This is a genomic window from Streptomyces sp. NPDC101191 (genome assembly GCF_044767915.1).
Classification (GTDB): Bacteria; Actinomycetota; Actinomycetes; order Streptomycetales; family Streptomycetaceae; genus Streptomyces.
Genome location: NZ_JBIWOU010000007.1, coordinates 30,774 through 45,248, shown reverse-complemented (window position 1 = coordinate 45,248; position 14,475 = coordinate 30,774). Strand labels below are relative to the sequence as shown.

Here is a 14,475-nt window from a genome sequence, read left to right as displayed (position 1 = left end):
CGCCCGGGGGGCTGGGGCCGCGGCCGGGTTGGGTGTTGGGGGCGGGGGCCCGCGGGCCCCCCGGGGGGGGGGCGGGGGGTGGCCGGCCCGCCGGGGGGGGGGGGGGGGGGCCCCCCCCCCCCCCCCCCCGGCCGCTGCCGTGTGACGGCTGCCGTTACTTCTTGCGGCCGCGCTTCTCGCGCACACGCACGGAGATGTGGATCGGGGTGCCCTCGAAGCCGAACTCCTCGCGGAGGCGGCGCTCGACGAAGCGGCGGTAGCCCGCCTCCAGGAAGCCGGAGGCGAAGAGGACGAACCGCGGCGGCTTGGTGCCCGCCTGCGTACCGAACAGGATGCGCGGCTGCTTGCCGCCGCGGATCGGGTGCGGGTGGGCGGCGACGAGCTCGCCGAGGAAGGCGTTCAGCCGGCCGGTGGGGACGCGGGTCTCCCAGCCGGCGAGGGCGGTCTCGATCGCCGGGACCAGCTTCTCCATGTGGCGGCCGGTCTTGGCGGAGACGTTGACCCGGGGCGCCCAGGAGACCTGCTGCATCTCGGTCTCGATCTCGCGCTCGAGGTAGTAGCGGCGCTCCTCGTCGAGCTCGTCCCACTTGTTGTAGGCGATGACGATCGCGCGGCCGGACTCGACGGCCATGGTGATGATGCGCTGGTCCTGGACCGAGATCTTGTCGGTGGTGTCGATGAGGATGACGGCCACCTCGGCCTTCTCGACGGCGGCGGCCGTGCGCAGGGAGGCGTAGTAGTCCGCACCCTCCTGGAGGTGGACCTTCTTGCGGATGCCCGCGGTGTCCACGAACTTCCAGGTCTTGCCGCCGAGCTCGATCATCTCGTCGACCGGGTCGCGGGTGGTGCCGGCCAGCTCGTTGACGACGACGCGGTCCTCGCCGGCGACCTTGTTGAGCAGGGAGGACTTGCCGACGTTGGGGCGGCCGATCAGGGCGATGCGGCGCGGGCCGCCGACGGCGTTGCCGAAGCGCTGCTCGGGGGCCTCGGGCAGGGCCTTGAGGACCTCGTCGAGCAGGTCGCCGGTGCCGCGGCCGTGCAGCGAGGAGACGGGGAACGGCTCGCCGAGGCCCAGGGACCACAGCGTGGCCGCGTCGGCCTCGCCGGACTGGCCGTCGACCTTGTTGGCGGCGAGGACGACCGGCTTGCCCGCGCGGCGCAGCAGGCGGACCACGGCCTCGTCGGTGTCGGTGGCGCCCACGGTGGCGTCCACGACGAACAGGCAGGCGTCGGCGGCCTCGATGGCGTACTCGGCCTGGGCGGCGACGGAGGCGTCGATGCCGAGGACGTCCTGCTCCCAGCCGCCGGTGTCGACGACCTTGAAGCGGCGGCCCGCCCACTCGGCCTCGTAGGTGACGCGGTCGCGGGTGACGCCCGGGCGGTCCTCGACGACGGCCTCGCGGCGGCCGATGATGCGGTTCACCAGGGTCGACTTGCCGACGTTCGGGCGGCCGACGACGGCGAGGACGGGCAGCGGGCCGTGCCCGGCCTCCTCGATCGCGCCCTCGACGTCCTCGAGGTCGAAGCCCTCGTCCGCGGCGAGCTCCATGAACTCCGCGTACTCGGCGTCGCCAAGTGCCCCGTGGTCGTGCTGGTCGTTCATGAAGTCCGTTCCTCGATCATTCGTGGTCGGTGGGTCCCCGTCGCCGGGGCCCACTACTGAGAGTGTCACTCAGCGCCCGGTGAGGCGCCTGGCGTTTTTCAGGTGGTCGGTGAGCCGCTCCTGGATGCGGACGGTCGCCTCGTCCAGCGCCTTGCGGGTGCGGCGGCCGCTGCCGTCGCCGGCCTCGAAGGCGTCGCCGAAGACGACGTCGACGTGGCTGCGGACCCGGGGCAGTGCCTTGACCAACCGTCCGGGCCGGTCGGTGCTTCCCAGCACCGCCACGGGGACGATCGGGGCGCCGCTGCGGAGGGCGAAGTAGGCGAGGCCGGCGCGGAGGGAGGCGAAGTCCCCCTCGCCCCGGGTGCCCTCGGGGAAGATCCCGAGGACGCCGCCGTGCTCCAGGACCGCGAGGGCGTTGCCTATCGCGGTGCGGTCGGCGGAGTGCCGGTCCACCTTGAGCTGCCCGATGCCTTCCAGGAAGGCGCCCAGCGGCCCGACGAACGCTTCCTTCTTGATGAGGAAGTGCACGGGCCGCGGAGCGGTGCCCATCAGCATGGGGCCGTCGATGTTGTGCGCGTGGTTGACGGCGAGGATGACGGGGCCGGAGGCCGGCACCCGCCAGGCGCCGAGGACGCGCGGCTTCCAGAGGCCGTACATCAGCCCGATGCCGATGCCCCGGCCGACGGCGGCTCCCCGCGCGGAGGGCTGGGTCACCTGGCGGCCGTCCGCTTCTCCTCCACCAGGGTGACGACGCACTCGATGACCTGGTCGAGCGTGAGCTCGGTGGTGTCGACCTCGACGGCGTCGTCGGCCTTGGCCAGCGGGGAGGTCTTACGGCTGGAGTCGGCCGCGTCCCGCTTGATCAGGGCCTGCCGGGTGGCGTGGACGTCGGCGCCCTTGAGCTCGCCGGAGCGGCGCGCGGCGCGGGCCTCCGGAGAGGCGGTCAGGAAGATCTTGAGGTCGGCGTCGGGCAGGACGGTGGTACCGATGTCCCGGCCCTCGACGACGATGCCCAGCTCGGCGCCCTTGGCGATGGACCGCTGCAGCTCCGTGATGAGGGCACGCACCTCGGGGACGGCGCTGACGGCGCTGACCTGGGAGGTGACCTCCTCGGTGCGGATCGGGCCGGCGGCGTCGACACCGTCGACGGTGATGGTGGGCCGGAGCGGGTCGGTGCCGGACACGATGACAGGCTTGGCGGCGGCGTTGGCGACCGCGTCGGCGTCGTTGACGTCGACGCCGTTGCTGATCATCCACCAGGTGATGGCCCGGTACTGGGCCCCGGTGTCGAGGTAGCTCAGCCCCAGCTTGGCGGCAACCGCCTTCGAGGTGCTCGACTTGCCCGTGCCGGAGGGGCCGTCGATGGCGACGATCACGGTTTCCACGGTGGGGAACGCCTTCCTGGGTGAGCGGGAGGTCCCGGCGGACGCGCGGGGACTCCCACAAGGTTACCGAGTCCCCCGCACCCGTTCGGCCCAGCGCCCCTTACCTCCGGCCGCGCCCTCCGCCCGGCGTCCACCCGCGCGGCGCCGGCCGGGCCCGCAGGGCGTGCGCCGGGCCGGGCGGCCGGTGCCGTCCGGCCGGCCGTCCGGGCCCGCGCGGCCCGCGCCCGGACGGAAGGGCGTCGCGCCCGTGAGCGCGGGCAGCGGCCGCCGTCAGCTCTGCCGCAGGGCCCAGCCGCGGTCCCGCAGGGACTCGGCGAGGACCGGGGCGGCCGTCGGCTCGACCATGAGCTGGACGAGGCCCGCCTGCTGCCCCGTCGCGTGCTCGATGCGGACGTCCTCGATGTTGACGCCCGCACGGCCCGCGTCGGCGAAGATGCGGGCGAGCTCGCCCGGCTGGTCGCTGATGAGGACGGCGACCGTCTCGTACGTCGCGGGGGCGGCGCCGTGCTTGCCGGGGACGCGGGCGCGGCCGGCGTTGCCGCGGCGCAGGACGTCCTCGACGCCGGACGCGCCGGCCCGGCGCTCGGCGTCGTCCTCGGACTCCAGCGAGCGCAGCGCCCGTACCGTCTCCTCCAGGTCCGCCGCGACGCCCGCGAGGACGTCGGCGACGGGCCCGGGGTTGGCGGAGAGGATCTCGATCCACATGCGCGGGTCGGAGGCGGCGATCCGGGTGACGTCGCGGATGCCCTGCCCGCAGAGCCGCACGGCCGACTCGTCGGCCCGCTCCAGCCGCGCCGCGACCATGGACGACACGAGCTGCGGGGTGTGCGAGACGAGCGCGACGGCCCGGTCGTGGGCGTCGGCGTCCATGACGACGGGGACGGCCCGGCACAGCGCGACCAGTTCCAGGGCCAGGTTGAGGACCTCGGTGTCGGTGTCGCGGGTGGGCGTGAGGACCCAGGGGCGGCCCTCGAAGAGGTCGGCGGTGGCGGCCAGCGGGCCGGAGCGCTCCTTGCCGGACATCGGGTGGGTGCCGATGTACGCGGTGAGGTCCAGGCCCAGGTCGAGCAGTTCCCGCTTGGGTCCGCCCTTGACGCTGGCCACGTCGAGGTAGCCGCGGCCGAGTCCGGCCCGGATCGCGTCGGCGAGGGTGCCGGCGACGTGCGCGGGCGGCACCGCGACGATCACGAGGTCCACCGGCCCCTCGGGCGCCCCGTCCGTGCCGGCGCCGAGCGCGGCGGCCGTACGGGCCCGGGCGGGGTCGTGGTCGCGCAGGTGCACGGCGATCCCGCGCCCGGCGAGGGCGAGCGCCGCCGAGGTGCCGATCAGGCCGGTTCCGATGACGAGCGCGGTTCTCACTGGGCGATGTCCTTGCGCAGGGCGGCCGCGGCACCGAGGTAGACGTGCGCGATCCGGGACTTGGGCAGATCCGTCTCGACGTGCGCGAGGAGCCGTACGACCCTCGGCATCGCGCCCGCTATGTCGAGCTCCTGGGCACAGATCAGCGGAACGTCCACGATCCCGATGCGGCGGGCCGCCGCGGCGGGGAAGTCGCTGTGCAGGTCGGGCGTGGCCGTGAACCAGATGCTGATGAGGTCGTCCGCGCTCAGCCCGTTGCGTTCGAGGACGGCGGTGAGCAGCTCCTCGACCTGCTCGTGCATGTGGCCGGCCTCGTCCCGCTCCAGCTGGACGGCGCCTCGGACCGCTCGTACCGCCACCTCGTCACTCCTTCGTCGCCTGCGTCGGTGCTCCGTCGGCCAGCCTAGTCAGCCGTACGGAGTCACCGTCGCGGCGCCCGCCCTCCGAGACGGGCCGGTCGGCAGGCGAGCTCGGAGGTTCCGCTGCCGGAGAGGTCAGGGGTTCTGCTGCCCGACGAGGTGCCGACGAGGTCCTCCGGCGACTCGCTCCGGGGCGGCGATCCGCCCGGCTCGGCTCGTCCACGACCTGCGTTCAGGGACCGGGCGATCCCGTCGGCCGCCTGGGCCCGGCTCACGCCGGCCTCGGCGGCGACCTTCCGCGGGTCCGGTCGTCACCCGGACCGACCCGTTCCGCCAGTCGGGGCAGCGGCCGCGCACGGGGTACAACTGTCGCATGTTGCTGCACGTCGTACCGCTGGACGAATGGTCCGCAGACCCCGAGCTCCCCTACGCCCCGCCCTCCCTCGCCGCCGAGGGCTTCGTCCACTGCTCCCCCGACGAGCCGGCGGCCCTCGCCATCGCCGACGCGCGCTACCGAAACGTGCCGGGGACGCTGCTGGTCCTGGTGATCGACGAGACACGGCTGTCCGGCGAGGTCCGCTGGGAGGGCTCGGAGGACATGCTGTACCCGCACGTGTACGGGCCGGTCGAGCGGGCCGCGGTCACGGCGGTCCTGGAGGTGCGGCGGGACGGGGACGGCCGAGCGAGGGAGCTGGCGCCCCGGGCGTAGGCGTGTTGCGGCGCGGGCGGCGGGAAGCTGGCCAAGCTGGGCGGCATGACTGCTGACGCCCTGCCCCGCCTGTCGCGCCGTGCGACGCTCCTCGCCGGCACGGTCCTCGTCACCGGCTGCGGTGACGACGGATCGGACACGACGACGGAGACCCCGCCCGCGCCGACCCCGCCCGCCGCGTCGTCCGCGCCCTCCTCCCCCGACGCCTCGTCCTCCTCCTCCGGCGCCTCGCCCGGAGCCTCCTCCGGCGGACCGGCGCTGGCGAAGACCTCCGACGTCCCGGTCGGCGGAGGCACGGTCTTCAAGGACGCCAAGGTCGTGGTCACCCAGCCCACGGCGGGCGACTTCAAGGCCTTCTCGGCGGTCTGCACCCACCAGGGCTGTCTGGTGAACAAGGTGGCGGACGGCACGATCGACTGCCCCTGCCACGGGTCCAGGTACCGGATCACGGACGGTTCGGTCGTGGCGGGCCCGGCACCCCGCCCGCTGCCCGCCGAGCAGATCCGGGTCTCGTCGGGAACGATCACCCTGGCCTAGCCTGTCGCGCATGACTCCTGAGCAGCTGGTGCGCGACCACACGATCTACTCCTGTGTCATGGGGTCACGCGCGTTCGGTCTGGCGACCGAGGACAGCGACACCGACCGCAGGGGCGTCTTCCTCGCCCCCACCCCGCTGTTCTGGCGCTTCGACAAGCCGCCGGCCCACGTGGAGGGCCCGGCCGAGGAACAGTTCAGCTGGGAGCTGGAGCGCTTCTGCGAGCTGGCCCTGCGCAACAACCCGAACGTCCTGGAGTGCCTGCACTCCCCCGTGGTCGAGCACGCGGACGTCCTCGGCCGCGAACTGCTGTCCCTGCGCGGGGCGTTCCTCTCCCGCCAGGCCCACACCACGTTCGTCCGCTACGCGGGGGGCCAGCGCCGCAAGCTGGACGCGGACGTCCGCCAGTACGGCGCGCCGCGCTGGAAGCACGCGATGCACCTGCTGCGCCTGCTGACCAGCTGCCGCGACCTCCTGCGCAGCGGCGAACTGCGCATCGACGTCGGCGACGAACGGGACCGCCTGCTCGCGGTCAAGCGCGGCGAGGTGTCCTGGCCCGACGTCGAGTCCTGGATGAACCGCCTCCAGGACGAGGCCGACCGCGCCCGTGCCACCACCCCCCTCCCCGACGCCCCGGACCACGCCCGCGTCGAGGACTTCCTCGTCCGGGCCCGGCGCGCCTCAGTCCTGGGGCTGCTGGAGGCGGACCCGGACGACGAGGTCGTGCAGCGCGCCGAGGGCACCGGGCTCGTCCGGTAGCCCCGACCCGGCCTGCGCCGCGTCCAGGACCGCGTGCAGGCGCTCCACCTCCGCGCGTACGGCCTCCGTCGGCACCTGCGCGGCCCCGTGCTCGGCGGCCTCCTTGGCCGCGACGAGACCGGGCAGCCGGGCCGGCGCCTCGGGCACCTCGGCCGTGAGCGTGGGCAGGTGTGCCTGGACCTCGCCGGACCGCATGAGATGGATCCCGGTCAGGAGCGCCCGGTAGGTGTAGAGCAGCGGCTTCAGCTCGCCGCTCCGCTCGTACAGACGCCACTGGGTGCCGGCGAACCCGCGGTAGTGGTGGGCGTGGTGCGAGGTGAGCACGCCGGGCACGAGCGCGCACAGCTCGGCGTGCGCGGCGGTGGTGTGGGCGACCAGCGGCGAGGTCAGCTGTTCGAGGACGTAGCCGTTGCGCCGCAGCATGAGCCGGACGAACTTCCGCAGGTCGTGCGTCACCAGGTCCATCTCGACCCCGTCCCGGTCCCACATCCGGCTCCGGGTCTCCTCGGGCTCGCGCAGCCCGACGAGCCCCTCGACGGGCAGCAGGTGCACGCCCCGGAGGTCGACGTCCGAGTCCCGGGACGGGAAGCCGTAGAGGTGGGCGCCCGAGACGGTCGCGAAGAGCAGCGGATCGGGCTCCTCGGCGACCACGGCCGCGAGGTCGAGCCCGGAGAGCCCGGGCAGGTCGGAGGGTTCAGCAGGGTGCGGCACGGTTCACGCGTCCCAGAGTGCGCCGAAGGCCAGCAGTTCGTCGCGGTACTCGACGGGGGCGGTCCACTCCTCCGGCCAGGCGTCCGCGCCCAGATGGGCGCCGGCGAAGGCGCCGGTCAGGGCGGCGATCGAGTCGGAGTCGCCACGGGTGCAGGCGGCCCGGCGGAGAGCTGTCAGGGGCTCGTCGGGGAAGAGCAGGAAGCTGAGCAGGGCGGTGGCGAGCGCCTCCTCGGCGATCCAGCCGTCGCCGGTGTACTCGCAGGGGTCGACCTCCGGGTCGGCGGTCCGCTGGACGGCGTCCAGCCGCTCCAGGATCGCCAGGCACTCGTCCCAGCCGCGCCGGATGAAGTGCACGGCGTCGGGGTCCTGGGAGCGGGTCCAGAGGTCGCCGAGCCAGCGCTCGTCGTAGCGGGAGCGGTTGTCCAGGGCATACGAGCGGAGCCGGCCGACCAGGCCCGTGGGGTCGGCGCCCTCGGCGAGCAGGTACACGGCGCGCGCCGTCAGGTCGGAGGCCGCGAGGGCGGTGGGGTGGCCGTGCGTCAGGGCGGACTGGAGCTGGGCCGCTCCGGAGCGCTGCTCGTCGGTGAGTCCGGGAACGAGGCCGATGGGGGCGACGCGCATGTTGGCGCCGCAGCCCTTGGAGTGGATCTGGCTGGCGTCCTGCCAGAGGCGGTCGGTCGACAGCAACTGGCAGGCGATCATGCACGTACGGCCGGGGGCGCGGTTGTTCTCCGGGGACCGGTGCCAGTCGACGTACTCCTCGCGAAGCGGCCGGGTAAGCCGCAGCGGCGCGAGGACACCCCGGTCCATGGCGGTGCGGATGCCCCGCGCGAAGGCGAGGGTCATCTGGGTGTCGTCGGTGACCCGCCCCTTCTCCGGCAGCGCGAGCTGCCGCCAGGGCCCGTACCAGCTGATGATCCTCGGTACGTCGATGAACTCCGTGGGCAGGCCCAGCGCGTCGCCCAGTGCCAGGCCCATCAGGGCCCCCGTCGCGGCCTTCTTCGTCCCCCGTGTGGTCATTCCGTCCGTCCTTCCGGTCGCAGCAGCGGCGGATGCAGGGCGGTCGCCTCGCCCGCCCGGTAGAGGGCGGCCGGTTTCCCGCGGCCGCCGGTGCGGCGCGGTGGTGCCTCGACGGGCCGGACGAAGCCGGGGGTGGCGAGGACCTTGCGCCGGAAGTTGGGGCGGTCGAGTGCGACGCCCCAGACCGTCTCGTAGACCTGCCGCAACTCGCCGAGGGTGAACTCGGACGGGCAGAAGGCGGTGGCGAGACACGTGTACTCGAGCTTGGCGCCGACGCGTTCCCGGGCGTCGGCGAGGATGCGGTCGTGGTCGAAGGCCAGGTCGCGGGCGTTCTCGTACGGCAGCCAGCGGGCCTGGGCCGCGTCGCCGCCGCCGCGCGGTTCGGGCAGGTCGGGGACGAGTGCGGTGAAGGCGACGGACACGACCCGCATCCGGGGGTCACGGTCCGGGTCGCTGTAGGTGCGCAGCTGTTCCAGATGGAGCCGGGCCGTGGTGGTGCCGGACAGGCCCGTCTCCTCGGCGAGTTCGCGGCGCGCGGCCTGTTCGGCGGACTCTGCGGGGAGGACGAAGCCGCCGGGAAGGGCCCAGGCGCCGGCGTAGGGCTCCTGACCGCGTTCGACGAGCAGGACGTGGAGGCTTCCCTCGCGGACGGTGAGGACGGCGAGGTCGGCGGTGAGGGCGAAGGGCTCGAAGGCGTACTTGTCGTAGCCCGCCGGGCTCGGCCGTGCGGTGGTCATCTGCGTTCCGGGAGGGGGTCGGTGAACTGCCAGCCCTCGGCGAGCAGGGCGTCCACGGCGGCGACGGCCGTCGCGAGGCGCTCCTCGTGGGGGCCGGTGAGGACGACGGTCCGGCGGCCGGTGTGGGCGAGCTGGGTGAGGAAGCGCGCGGTCATCCAGGGCCGCAGGTGCTCGCCGTCGCGCAGTCCGTCGTCCTCGAAGGGGACGCCCCGGTGGTCGGTGAGCAGCCACAGGTCCTGCCGGCCGCGTGCGGCGATCTCGCCGGTGCCGGCGCTGGTGGTGCCCATGTAGCGCTCGTGCCAGATGGTGGTGGCGAAGGCGTCGGTGTCGCAGAAGAGGACCGGCGAGCCGTCGCGGGCGGCCTCCTCCTCCAGCTCCGACTGACGCAGGGCGATGACGGGGAAGTCGGCGGAGTGGAAGCTCACGTCGGACCAGGAGGCGCCGGGCCGCTCGGCGCGGAGCTCGGCGAGCTTGAGTTCGCTGTACTCCCGCCCGTACTCGGGTACGGAGCGGGTGCGGGACCAGACCCCGCCGCGACCCCGGTAGTGGTCGGCGAGGGCGAGCGTCATGGTCGTGGTCCCCGTGGACTCGGCGCCGAGGACGACGACCCGCCGGGTGAGCGCGGCCCGTACGGGGGCCTCCAGGTAATCCCAGCAGGCGACGGGGTCGGCGCGGACGGCCGTCCCGGAGACCGGGTGCCGGAGCCGGTCGGGGTCGACGCAGACGGACACGGCGCCGAAGCGGCGGCCGAGTTCCTCTCCGTACGGCTCCGAGGTGAAGACGGCGTCGACGGGCTCGGGCACGGCGGCCCGGAAGATCTTCATGTGGGCGTCCCACACGTCGGGGTCCCGGAGGTCGACGGGGACGTCGTCGAGGGCGCCGACGACGAGCGCGTCGGGGTGGATCTCGCGCATCCAGGCCACCCGGTCGGCGAGCGGCACGGACTCCACGGACGAGGCGCAGACCAGCACCGTGAGGCGCTCGCAGCGCTCGCGCGCGGTGCGGACGAGGTGGTGGTGGCCGGCGTGCGGCGGATAGAACTTGCCGAGGACCAGACCGTGCCCGTAGCGGCTCATGCGCCCGCCTCCCGGACGCGGAGGGTCCCGGCCAGGTCACGGCGCCAGTCCCGCAGCCCGATGGCGCAGAGCGTCATGAAGCCGACGTAGAGCAGGGAGGTCAGGTAGAGCTCCTTGTACGCGTACAGCGGCACGTAGATCACGTCGGCGGCGATCCAGAGCCACCAGGACTCCAGGCGCTTGCGGCACTGGCCGTAGGTGGCCATCAGGGAGAGGGCGGTGGTCAGGGCGTCCCAGAAGGGGACGGTCGAGTCCGTGGCCCGGTCGAGGAGCAGGGCGAGGGCGAGGGTCCCCACCGCCCCCGCCGCCAGCAGCCAGGTCCACTCGGTGCGGCTCGTGCGCCGTACCGGGAGGGTGCCGGAGCCTGGTCCACCCCCGTGGGTCCAGGTCCACCAGCCGTAGACGGCGAGGGCGATGAAGACGAACTGGAGGCCGGCATCGGCGTAGAGCCCGCTCTGGGTGAAGAGCAGGACGAAGAAGAGGTTGTTGGCGATGCCGATGGGCCAGTTCGCGACGTGCTGGCGGGCGACGAGCCAGACGCAGAGCGCGCCGCTGCCGAAGCCCAGGACCTCGGTCCAGCTGACCGGGGTGTCGAGCAGGGTGAAGAGCGGCCGCTGCAGTGGTTCCAGGACGTTCGCGAGACTCATCCCGCCTCCTTGAATCCTTAAGAGTCAGCCTGACTATAAATGCTGGCGCGACTCGACCACAAGTACGAAAAAGGCCCGTGACCGCCGGGCATGGCGGTCACGGGCCTTCAGGGCCGAGAGGGGCCACCGGTGTGGTGGCTCCCGGGTGCGGGCTACCGGTGTGCGGCGGGCCGGTACGCGGCCGGCGGGTGCATCGCTGCCGGAACGCGGCTACCGGCCCGGGTCCACGGGCCTCGGCCTACAGGTCTCTGTCTACAGGTCTCGGTCTACAGGCCGACTTCCTTCATCAGCATGCCGACCTCGGTGTTGCTCAGGCGGCGCAGCCAGCCCGACTTCTGGTCGCCCAGGGTGATCGGACCGAAGGCGGTGCGGACCAGCTTCTCCACCGGGAAGCCCGCCTCGGCGAGCATGCGGCGCACGATGTGCTTGCGGCCCTCGTGGAGAACTACCTCGACGAGGTAGTTCTTGCCGGTCTGCTCGACGACCCGGAAGTGGTCGGCGCGCGCGTAGCCGTCCTCCAGCTGGATGCCGTCCTTGAGCCGCTTGCCGACCTCACGCGGCAGCGGGCCGGTGACGGCGGCCAGGTAGGTCTTCTTCACGCCGTACTTCGGGTGGGTGAGACGGTGGGCCAGCTCGCCGTGGTTGGTGAGCAGGATGATGCCCTCGGTCTCCGTGTCGAGCCGGCCGACGTGGAAGAGCCGGGTCTCACGGTTGGTGACGTAGTCGCCGAGGCACTGACGTCCGTCCGGGTCCTCCATGGTGGAGACGACACCGGCCGGCTTGTTCAGCGCGAAGAACTGGTACGACTGGGTCGCCACGGTCAAGCCGTCGACCTTGATCTCGTCCTTCGGCTCCACGCGCATGCCCTGCTCGAGCACGATCTCGCCGTTGACCTCGACACGGGCCTGCTCGATCAGCTCCTCGCACGCACGGCGCGAGCCGTAGCCGGCCCGGGCCAGCACCTTCTGCAGGCGCTCGCCCTCCTGCTCGGCGCCCGGGAAGGTCTTCGGGGTCTTGATCTCCGGCTTGTTCGCGTACCGCTCGCGGTTGCGCTCCTCGGCCCGGGCGTCGTACTCGCGCGAGCGCGACGGAGCCGTGCGGCCGCCGGCGCGCTTCGGGGACTGCTTGGGGCCGCCCTTGGCGCCGCCGCGGGCCGCGTCGCCGCGACCGCGCTGCGGGCCGTCGGACGGACGGCCGGCCATGCCGTCGACGTCGTAGCTGCGGTCCTCCGGGCGGGGGCGACGCGGACGGTCGGCGCCCTGGGCGCCCTGGCCCCGGCCGCCCTGACCGCCGCGGCCGCCCTGACCGCCCTGACCGCCCTGGCCGCCGCGGCCGCCCTGGCCGCCCCGGTCGTCGCGGCTGTTGCCCGCGCCCCTGTAATTGCCGCGGCCGCCGCTCTTGGCACCACGGCTCCCGCCGTTGTTTCCGCTGTTCCTGCCGCTGCTGCTTCGCATCAATCTTCCGTCGTCTCGTCTGCGTGATCTTCTGCGTCCGGATCGAACGACGGCACTCCTTCGAGGCTGTCCGGCTCGACCGCCTCGGCCTCGGGGAGGAAGGGGGCGAGCTCCGGGAGTTCGTCCAGGCCGCGCAGGCCCATCCGCTCCAGGAAGTAGTTCGTCGTCCTGTACAGGATCGCACCTGTTTCGGGTTCCGCGCCCGCCTCCTCCACCAGACCCCGCTGCAGGAGGGTGCGCATGACGCCGTCGCAGTTCACCCCGCGCACCGCGGAGACCCGTGAACGGCTCACCGGCTGGCGGTACGCGACGACCGCGAGCGTCTCCAGGGCCGCCTGGGTGAGCCGGGCCTGCTGCCCGTCCAGGACGAAGGCCTCGACGGCCGGGGCGTACTCGGCGCGGGTGTAGAACCGCCAGCCCCCGGCGACCAGGCGCAGCTCGAAACCGCGTCCCTGCACCGTGTACTCGTCGGCGAGCTCGCGCAGGGCGTCGCCGACCTCGCGCGGGGTGCGGTCGAGCACCTTGGCGAGGTGGGCCTCGGTGGCGGGCTCGTCGACGACCATGAGGACGGCTTCGAGGGCGGGCTTGAGATCGCTCACGGGGCGGCCTCCTGGTCTCTCGGGCCTTCCCGGTCTCTCCGGTCCGCCTGGTCCTGTGGGTCTGTCCGCTGGTCCTGCCGGCCCTCTCGGCCCTGCGGGCCCTGCGGGTCCTCCTGGTCGAACTCGTCGGTCACGGCCCCGGAGAGGTCCGCCTCCCCGCCCGTCCAGGACACGGTGAGGTCGCCGAGGGCGGTCTCCTGGTCGAGCGCGACCGCCTTCTCGCGGTAGAGCTCCAGGAGGGCCAGGAAACGGGCGACGACGGTGAGGGTGTCGTCCGCGCCCTGGACGAGTTCGCGGAAGCTGAGCGTGCCGCGCCGGCGCAGCAGGGCGACCACGATCCCCGCCTGCTCGCGGACGCTCACGAGCGGGGCGTGGATGTGGTCGACGTACACCTGCGGCTTGGCCTTGGGCTGCATGGCCTTCACGGCGAGCCGGGCGAAGCCCTCGGCGCCGATGGAGATGACGACCTCGGGCAGCAGCTCCGCGTGGTGCGGTTCGAGACCGACGGTGCGCGGGTAGCGCCGCCCCTCGGCCTCCCACCGCTCGTTGAGGATGTCGGCGATCCGCTTGTACGCGCGGTACTGCAGCAGTCGCGCGAACAGCAGGTCCCGTGCCTCCAGGAGCGCCAGGTCCGCCTCGTCCTCGACCTCGGCGGCCGGCAGCAGCCGGGCCGCCTTGAGGTCGAGCAGGGTCGCGGCGACCACGAGGAACTCGGTGGTCTGGTCGAGGTCCCAGTCGGGCCCCATCGCGCGGATGTGCGCCATGAACTCGTCGGTGACCTTCGAGAGCGCGACCTCGGTGACGTCCAGCTTGTGCTTGGCGATCAGCTGGAGCAGGAGGTCGAACGGCCCCTCGAAGTTCGCGAGCCGCACGGTGAACCGCCCGTCGCCCGGCCCGGCCGCGTCGGCCCCGTCCACCACGGGCGCCGCGGATCCGGCGACCGGCGCGCCGGTCGCAGCGGCTTCCGACGGACCGGCTGCCGCCCAAGGGTCCGCGGCCGGACGCGCTGCAGCCAGAGGAGCCGCCGGCGAGCCGGGCGCCGTCCGAGGAGCTTCCGCCGGAGGGGTTTCGCCCTCGGGGGCCTGGACCGGCGGGGTGTCCACCGCGGGCGCCCGGTCCGCAGGGGCCTCCGCCCGCGAGGGAACCACCGCATGCGCCTCGTCCACAGGGGCCCCCGCCGACAGGGAAACCACCGCAGCCGCCTCGCTCGCGGAGGCTTCCGCCACAAGGGATCCGGCCGCGGGAGCGTCCACCGCGCCCGTCCGGACCTCCGGGAGCTCCCCCAGGGCCGCCTCAGGGGCCGCCTCAGGGTCCTCCGGGGCTCTCGCGGCCGCTGACGGGGCCGACCGGGCGTCCGGCTCGTCCCAGGCCTCCGTCTCCGGCCGTGGTTCCGGCTGCGCCTCCGCCTCCGGCTCCGTGGTGGCCGCGGGCGGTGTCTGCGGGGCGGACGGGAACGCCCCCGGGCCGCGCCCCAGAAGGCGGCGGCGTGGGCGGGACGTTTCGTCAGGGGGTGGAGGCATCG

Annotated in this window: 16 protein-coding genes; 3 read left to right on the top strand and 13 right to left on the bottom strand. The window is 73.6% G+C overall.

Annotated features, from left to right (window positions below):
- Positions 1–154: 154 nt before the first annotated feature.
- The 5 genes from der to aroH all read right to left on the bottom strand — a co-directional run bounded on the left by der (position 155) and on the right by aroH (position 4,706).
- Positions 155–1,603, bottom strand: coding sequence for a ribosome biogenesis GTPase Der (der, locus tag ACIRQF_RS26390; RefSeq protein WP_376638164.1), 1,449 nt, complete (start codon positions 1,601–1,603; stop codon positions 155–157).
- Between the two features lie 69 nt (positions 1,604–1,672).
- Positions 1,673–2,260, bottom strand: a complete 588-nt coding sequence (locus ACIRQF_RS26385; protein WP_376638195.1) for a lysophospholipid acyltransferase family protein — start codon at positions 2,258–2,260, stop codon at positions 1,673–1,675.
- 53 nt (positions 2,261–2,313) lie between these two features.
- Positions 2,314–2,988: a (d)CMP kinase gene (gene cmk / locus ACIRQF_RS26380; protein ID WP_389759210.1), complete on the bottom strand. Its 675-nt coding sequence runs from the start codon at positions 2,986–2,988 to the stop codon at positions 2,314–2,316.
- 270 nt (positions 2,989–3,258) lie between these two features.
- On the bottom strand, positions 3,259–4,347 hold the full coding sequence (locus tag ACIRQF_RS26375; protein WP_376638166.1) for a prephenate dehydrogenase: 1,089 nt from the start codon (positions 4,345–4,347) through the stop codon (positions 3,259–3,261).
- Positions 4,344–4,706, bottom strand: a complete 363-nt coding sequence (aroH, locus tag ACIRQF_RS26370; RefSeq protein WP_376638167.1) for a chorismate mutase — start codon at positions 4,704–4,706, stop codon at positions 4,344–4,346. The genes ACIRQF_RS26375 and aroH overlap by 4 nt, the downstream gene beginning before the upstream one ends.
- Before the next feature lie 373 nt (positions 4,707–5,079).
- Here aroH and ACIRQF_RS26365 point away from each other — a divergent pair, with 373 nt between their 5' ends.
- The 3 genes from ACIRQF_RS26365 to ACIRQF_RS26355 are packed head-to-tail and all read left to right on the top strand — an operon-like array spanning position 5,080 to position 6,709.
- Positions 5,080–5,415, top strand: a complete 336-nt coding sequence (locus ACIRQF_RS26365) for a DUF952 domain-containing protein (protein WP_389759208.1) — start codon at positions 5,080–5,082, stop codon at positions 5,413–5,415.
- A gap of 45 nt (positions 5,416–5,460) precedes the next feature.
- Positions 5,461–5,952, top strand: a complete 492-nt coding sequence (locus ACIRQF_RS26360) for a Rieske (2Fe-2S) protein (protein ID WP_404095554.1) — start codon at positions 5,461–5,463, stop codon at positions 5,950–5,952.
- Between the two features lie 10 nt (positions 5,953–5,962).
- Positions 5,963–6,709 (top strand): DNA polymerase beta superfamily protein, encoded by a 747-nt coding sequence (locus ACIRQF_RS26355; RefSeq protein ID WP_382485683.1) that lies wholly within the window; start codon positions 5,963–5,965, stop codon positions 6,707–6,709.
- Here the strand turns inward: ACIRQF_RS26355 and ACIRQF_RS26350 are convergent.
- The 8 genes from ACIRQF_RS26350 to ACIRQF_RS26315 form a co-directional block, all read right to left on the bottom strand.
- The gene (locus ACIRQF_RS26350; RefSeq protein WP_389759205.1) at positions 6,632–7,420 is read right to left on the bottom strand and encodes a DNA polymerase beta superfamily protein; all 789 of its coding nucleotides are present in this window, start codon (positions 7,418–7,420) and stop codon (positions 6,632–6,634) included. The genes ACIRQF_RS26355 and ACIRQF_RS26350 overlap by 78 nt on opposite strands.
- A gap of 3 nt (positions 7,421–7,423) precedes the next feature.
- Entirely contained in the window at positions 7,424–8,440 is a 1,017-nt protein-coding gene (locus tag ACIRQF_RS26345; protein ID WP_404095551.1) for an ADP-ribosylglycohydrolase family protein, read from the bottom strand.
- Positions 8,437–9,177: an NUDIX domain-containing protein gene (locus tag ACIRQF_RS26340; RefSeq protein WP_376638173.1), complete on the bottom strand. Its 741-nt coding sequence runs from the start codon at positions 9,175–9,177 to the stop codon at positions 8,437–8,439. The genes ACIRQF_RS26345 and ACIRQF_RS26340 overlap by 4 nt, the downstream gene beginning before the upstream one ends.
- Positions 9,174–10,253: an AAA family ATPase gene (locus ACIRQF_RS26335; protein WP_389759202.1), complete on the bottom strand. Its 1,080-nt coding sequence runs from the start codon at positions 10,251–10,253 to the stop codon at positions 9,174–9,176. Before ACIRQF_RS26335 ends, ACIRQF_RS26340 begins: the two co-directional genes overlap by 4 nt.
- Positions 10,250–10,900 (bottom strand): nicotinamide riboside transporter PnuC, encoded by a 651-nt coding sequence (gene pnuC / locus ACIRQF_RS26330; protein WP_376638175.1) that lies wholly within the window; start codon positions 10,898–10,900, stop codon positions 10,250–10,252. Before pnuC ends, ACIRQF_RS26335 begins: the two co-directional genes overlap by 4 nt.
- Before the next feature lie 266 nt (positions 10,901–11,166).
- On the bottom strand, positions 11,167–12,354 hold the full coding sequence (locus ACIRQF_RS26325) for a pseudouridine synthase (RefSeq protein ID WP_404095547.1): 1,188 nt from the start codon (positions 12,352–12,354) through the stop codon (positions 11,167–11,169).
- Positions 12,354–12,953, bottom strand: coding sequence for an SMC-Scp complex subunit ScpB (gene scpB / locus ACIRQF_RS26320; RefSeq protein ID WP_389759200.1), 600 nt, complete (start codon positions 12,951–12,953; stop codon positions 12,354–12,356). Before scpB ends, ACIRQF_RS26325 begins: the two co-directional genes overlap by 1 nt.
- Complete coding sequence (locus ACIRQF_RS26315; RefSeq protein ID WP_404095543.1) at positions 12,950–14,473, bottom strand: segregation/condensation protein A; 1,524 nt, start codon at positions 14,471–14,473, stop codon at positions 12,950–12,952. The genes scpB and ACIRQF_RS26315 overlap by 4 nt, the downstream gene beginning before the upstream one ends.
- Positions 14,474–14,475 lie beyond the last annotated feature (2 nt).

Excerpts from the sequence above, each read along its gene's own strand:
- der (WP_376638164.1), bottom strand. The coding sequence starts at position 1,603 with ATGAACGACCAGCACGACCACGGGGCACTTGGCGACGCCGAGTACGCG.
- ACIRQF_RS26385 (WP_376638195.1), bottom strand. The coding sequence starts at position 2,260 with ATGTACGGCCTCTGGAAGCCGCGCGTCCTCGGCGCCTGGCGGGTGCCG.
- ACIRQF_RS26365 (WP_389759208.1), top strand. The coding sequence starts at position 5,080 with ATGTTGCTGCACGTCGTACCGCTGGACGAATGGTCCGCAGACCCCGAG.
- ACIRQF_RS26360 (WP_404095554.1), top strand. The coding sequence starts at position 5,461 with ATGACTGCTGACGCCCTGCCCCGCCTGTCGCGCCGTGCGACGCTCCTC.
- ACIRQF_RS26355 (WP_382485683.1), top strand. The coding sequence starts at position 5,963 with ATGACTCCTGAGCAGCTGGTGCGCGACCACACGATCTACTCCTGTGTC.
- ACIRQF_RS26345 (WP_404095551.1), bottom strand. The coding sequence starts at position 8,440 with ATGACCACACGGGGGACGAAGAAGGCCGCGACGGGGGCCCTGATGGGC.
- ACIRQF_RS26340 (WP_376638173.1), bottom strand. The coding sequence starts at position 9,177 with ATGACCACCGCACGGCCGAGCCCGGCGGGCTACGACAAGTACGCCTTC.
- ACIRQF_RS26335 (WP_389759202.1), bottom strand. The coding sequence starts at position 10,253 with ATGAGCCGCTACGGGCACGGTCTGGTCCTCGGCAAGTTCTATCCGCCG.
- pnuC (WP_376638175.1), bottom strand. The coding sequence starts at position 10,900 with ATGAGTCTCGCGAACGTCCTGGAACCACTGCAGCGGCCGCTCTTCACC.
- ACIRQF_RS26325 (WP_404095547.1), bottom strand. The coding sequence starts at position 12,354 with ATGCGAAGCAGCAGCGGCAGGAACAGCGGAAACAACGGCGGGAGCCGT.
- ACIRQF_RS26315 (WP_404095543.1), bottom strand. The coding sequence starts at position 14,473 with ATGCCTCCACCCCCTGACGAAACGTCCCGCCCACGCCGCCGCCTTCTG.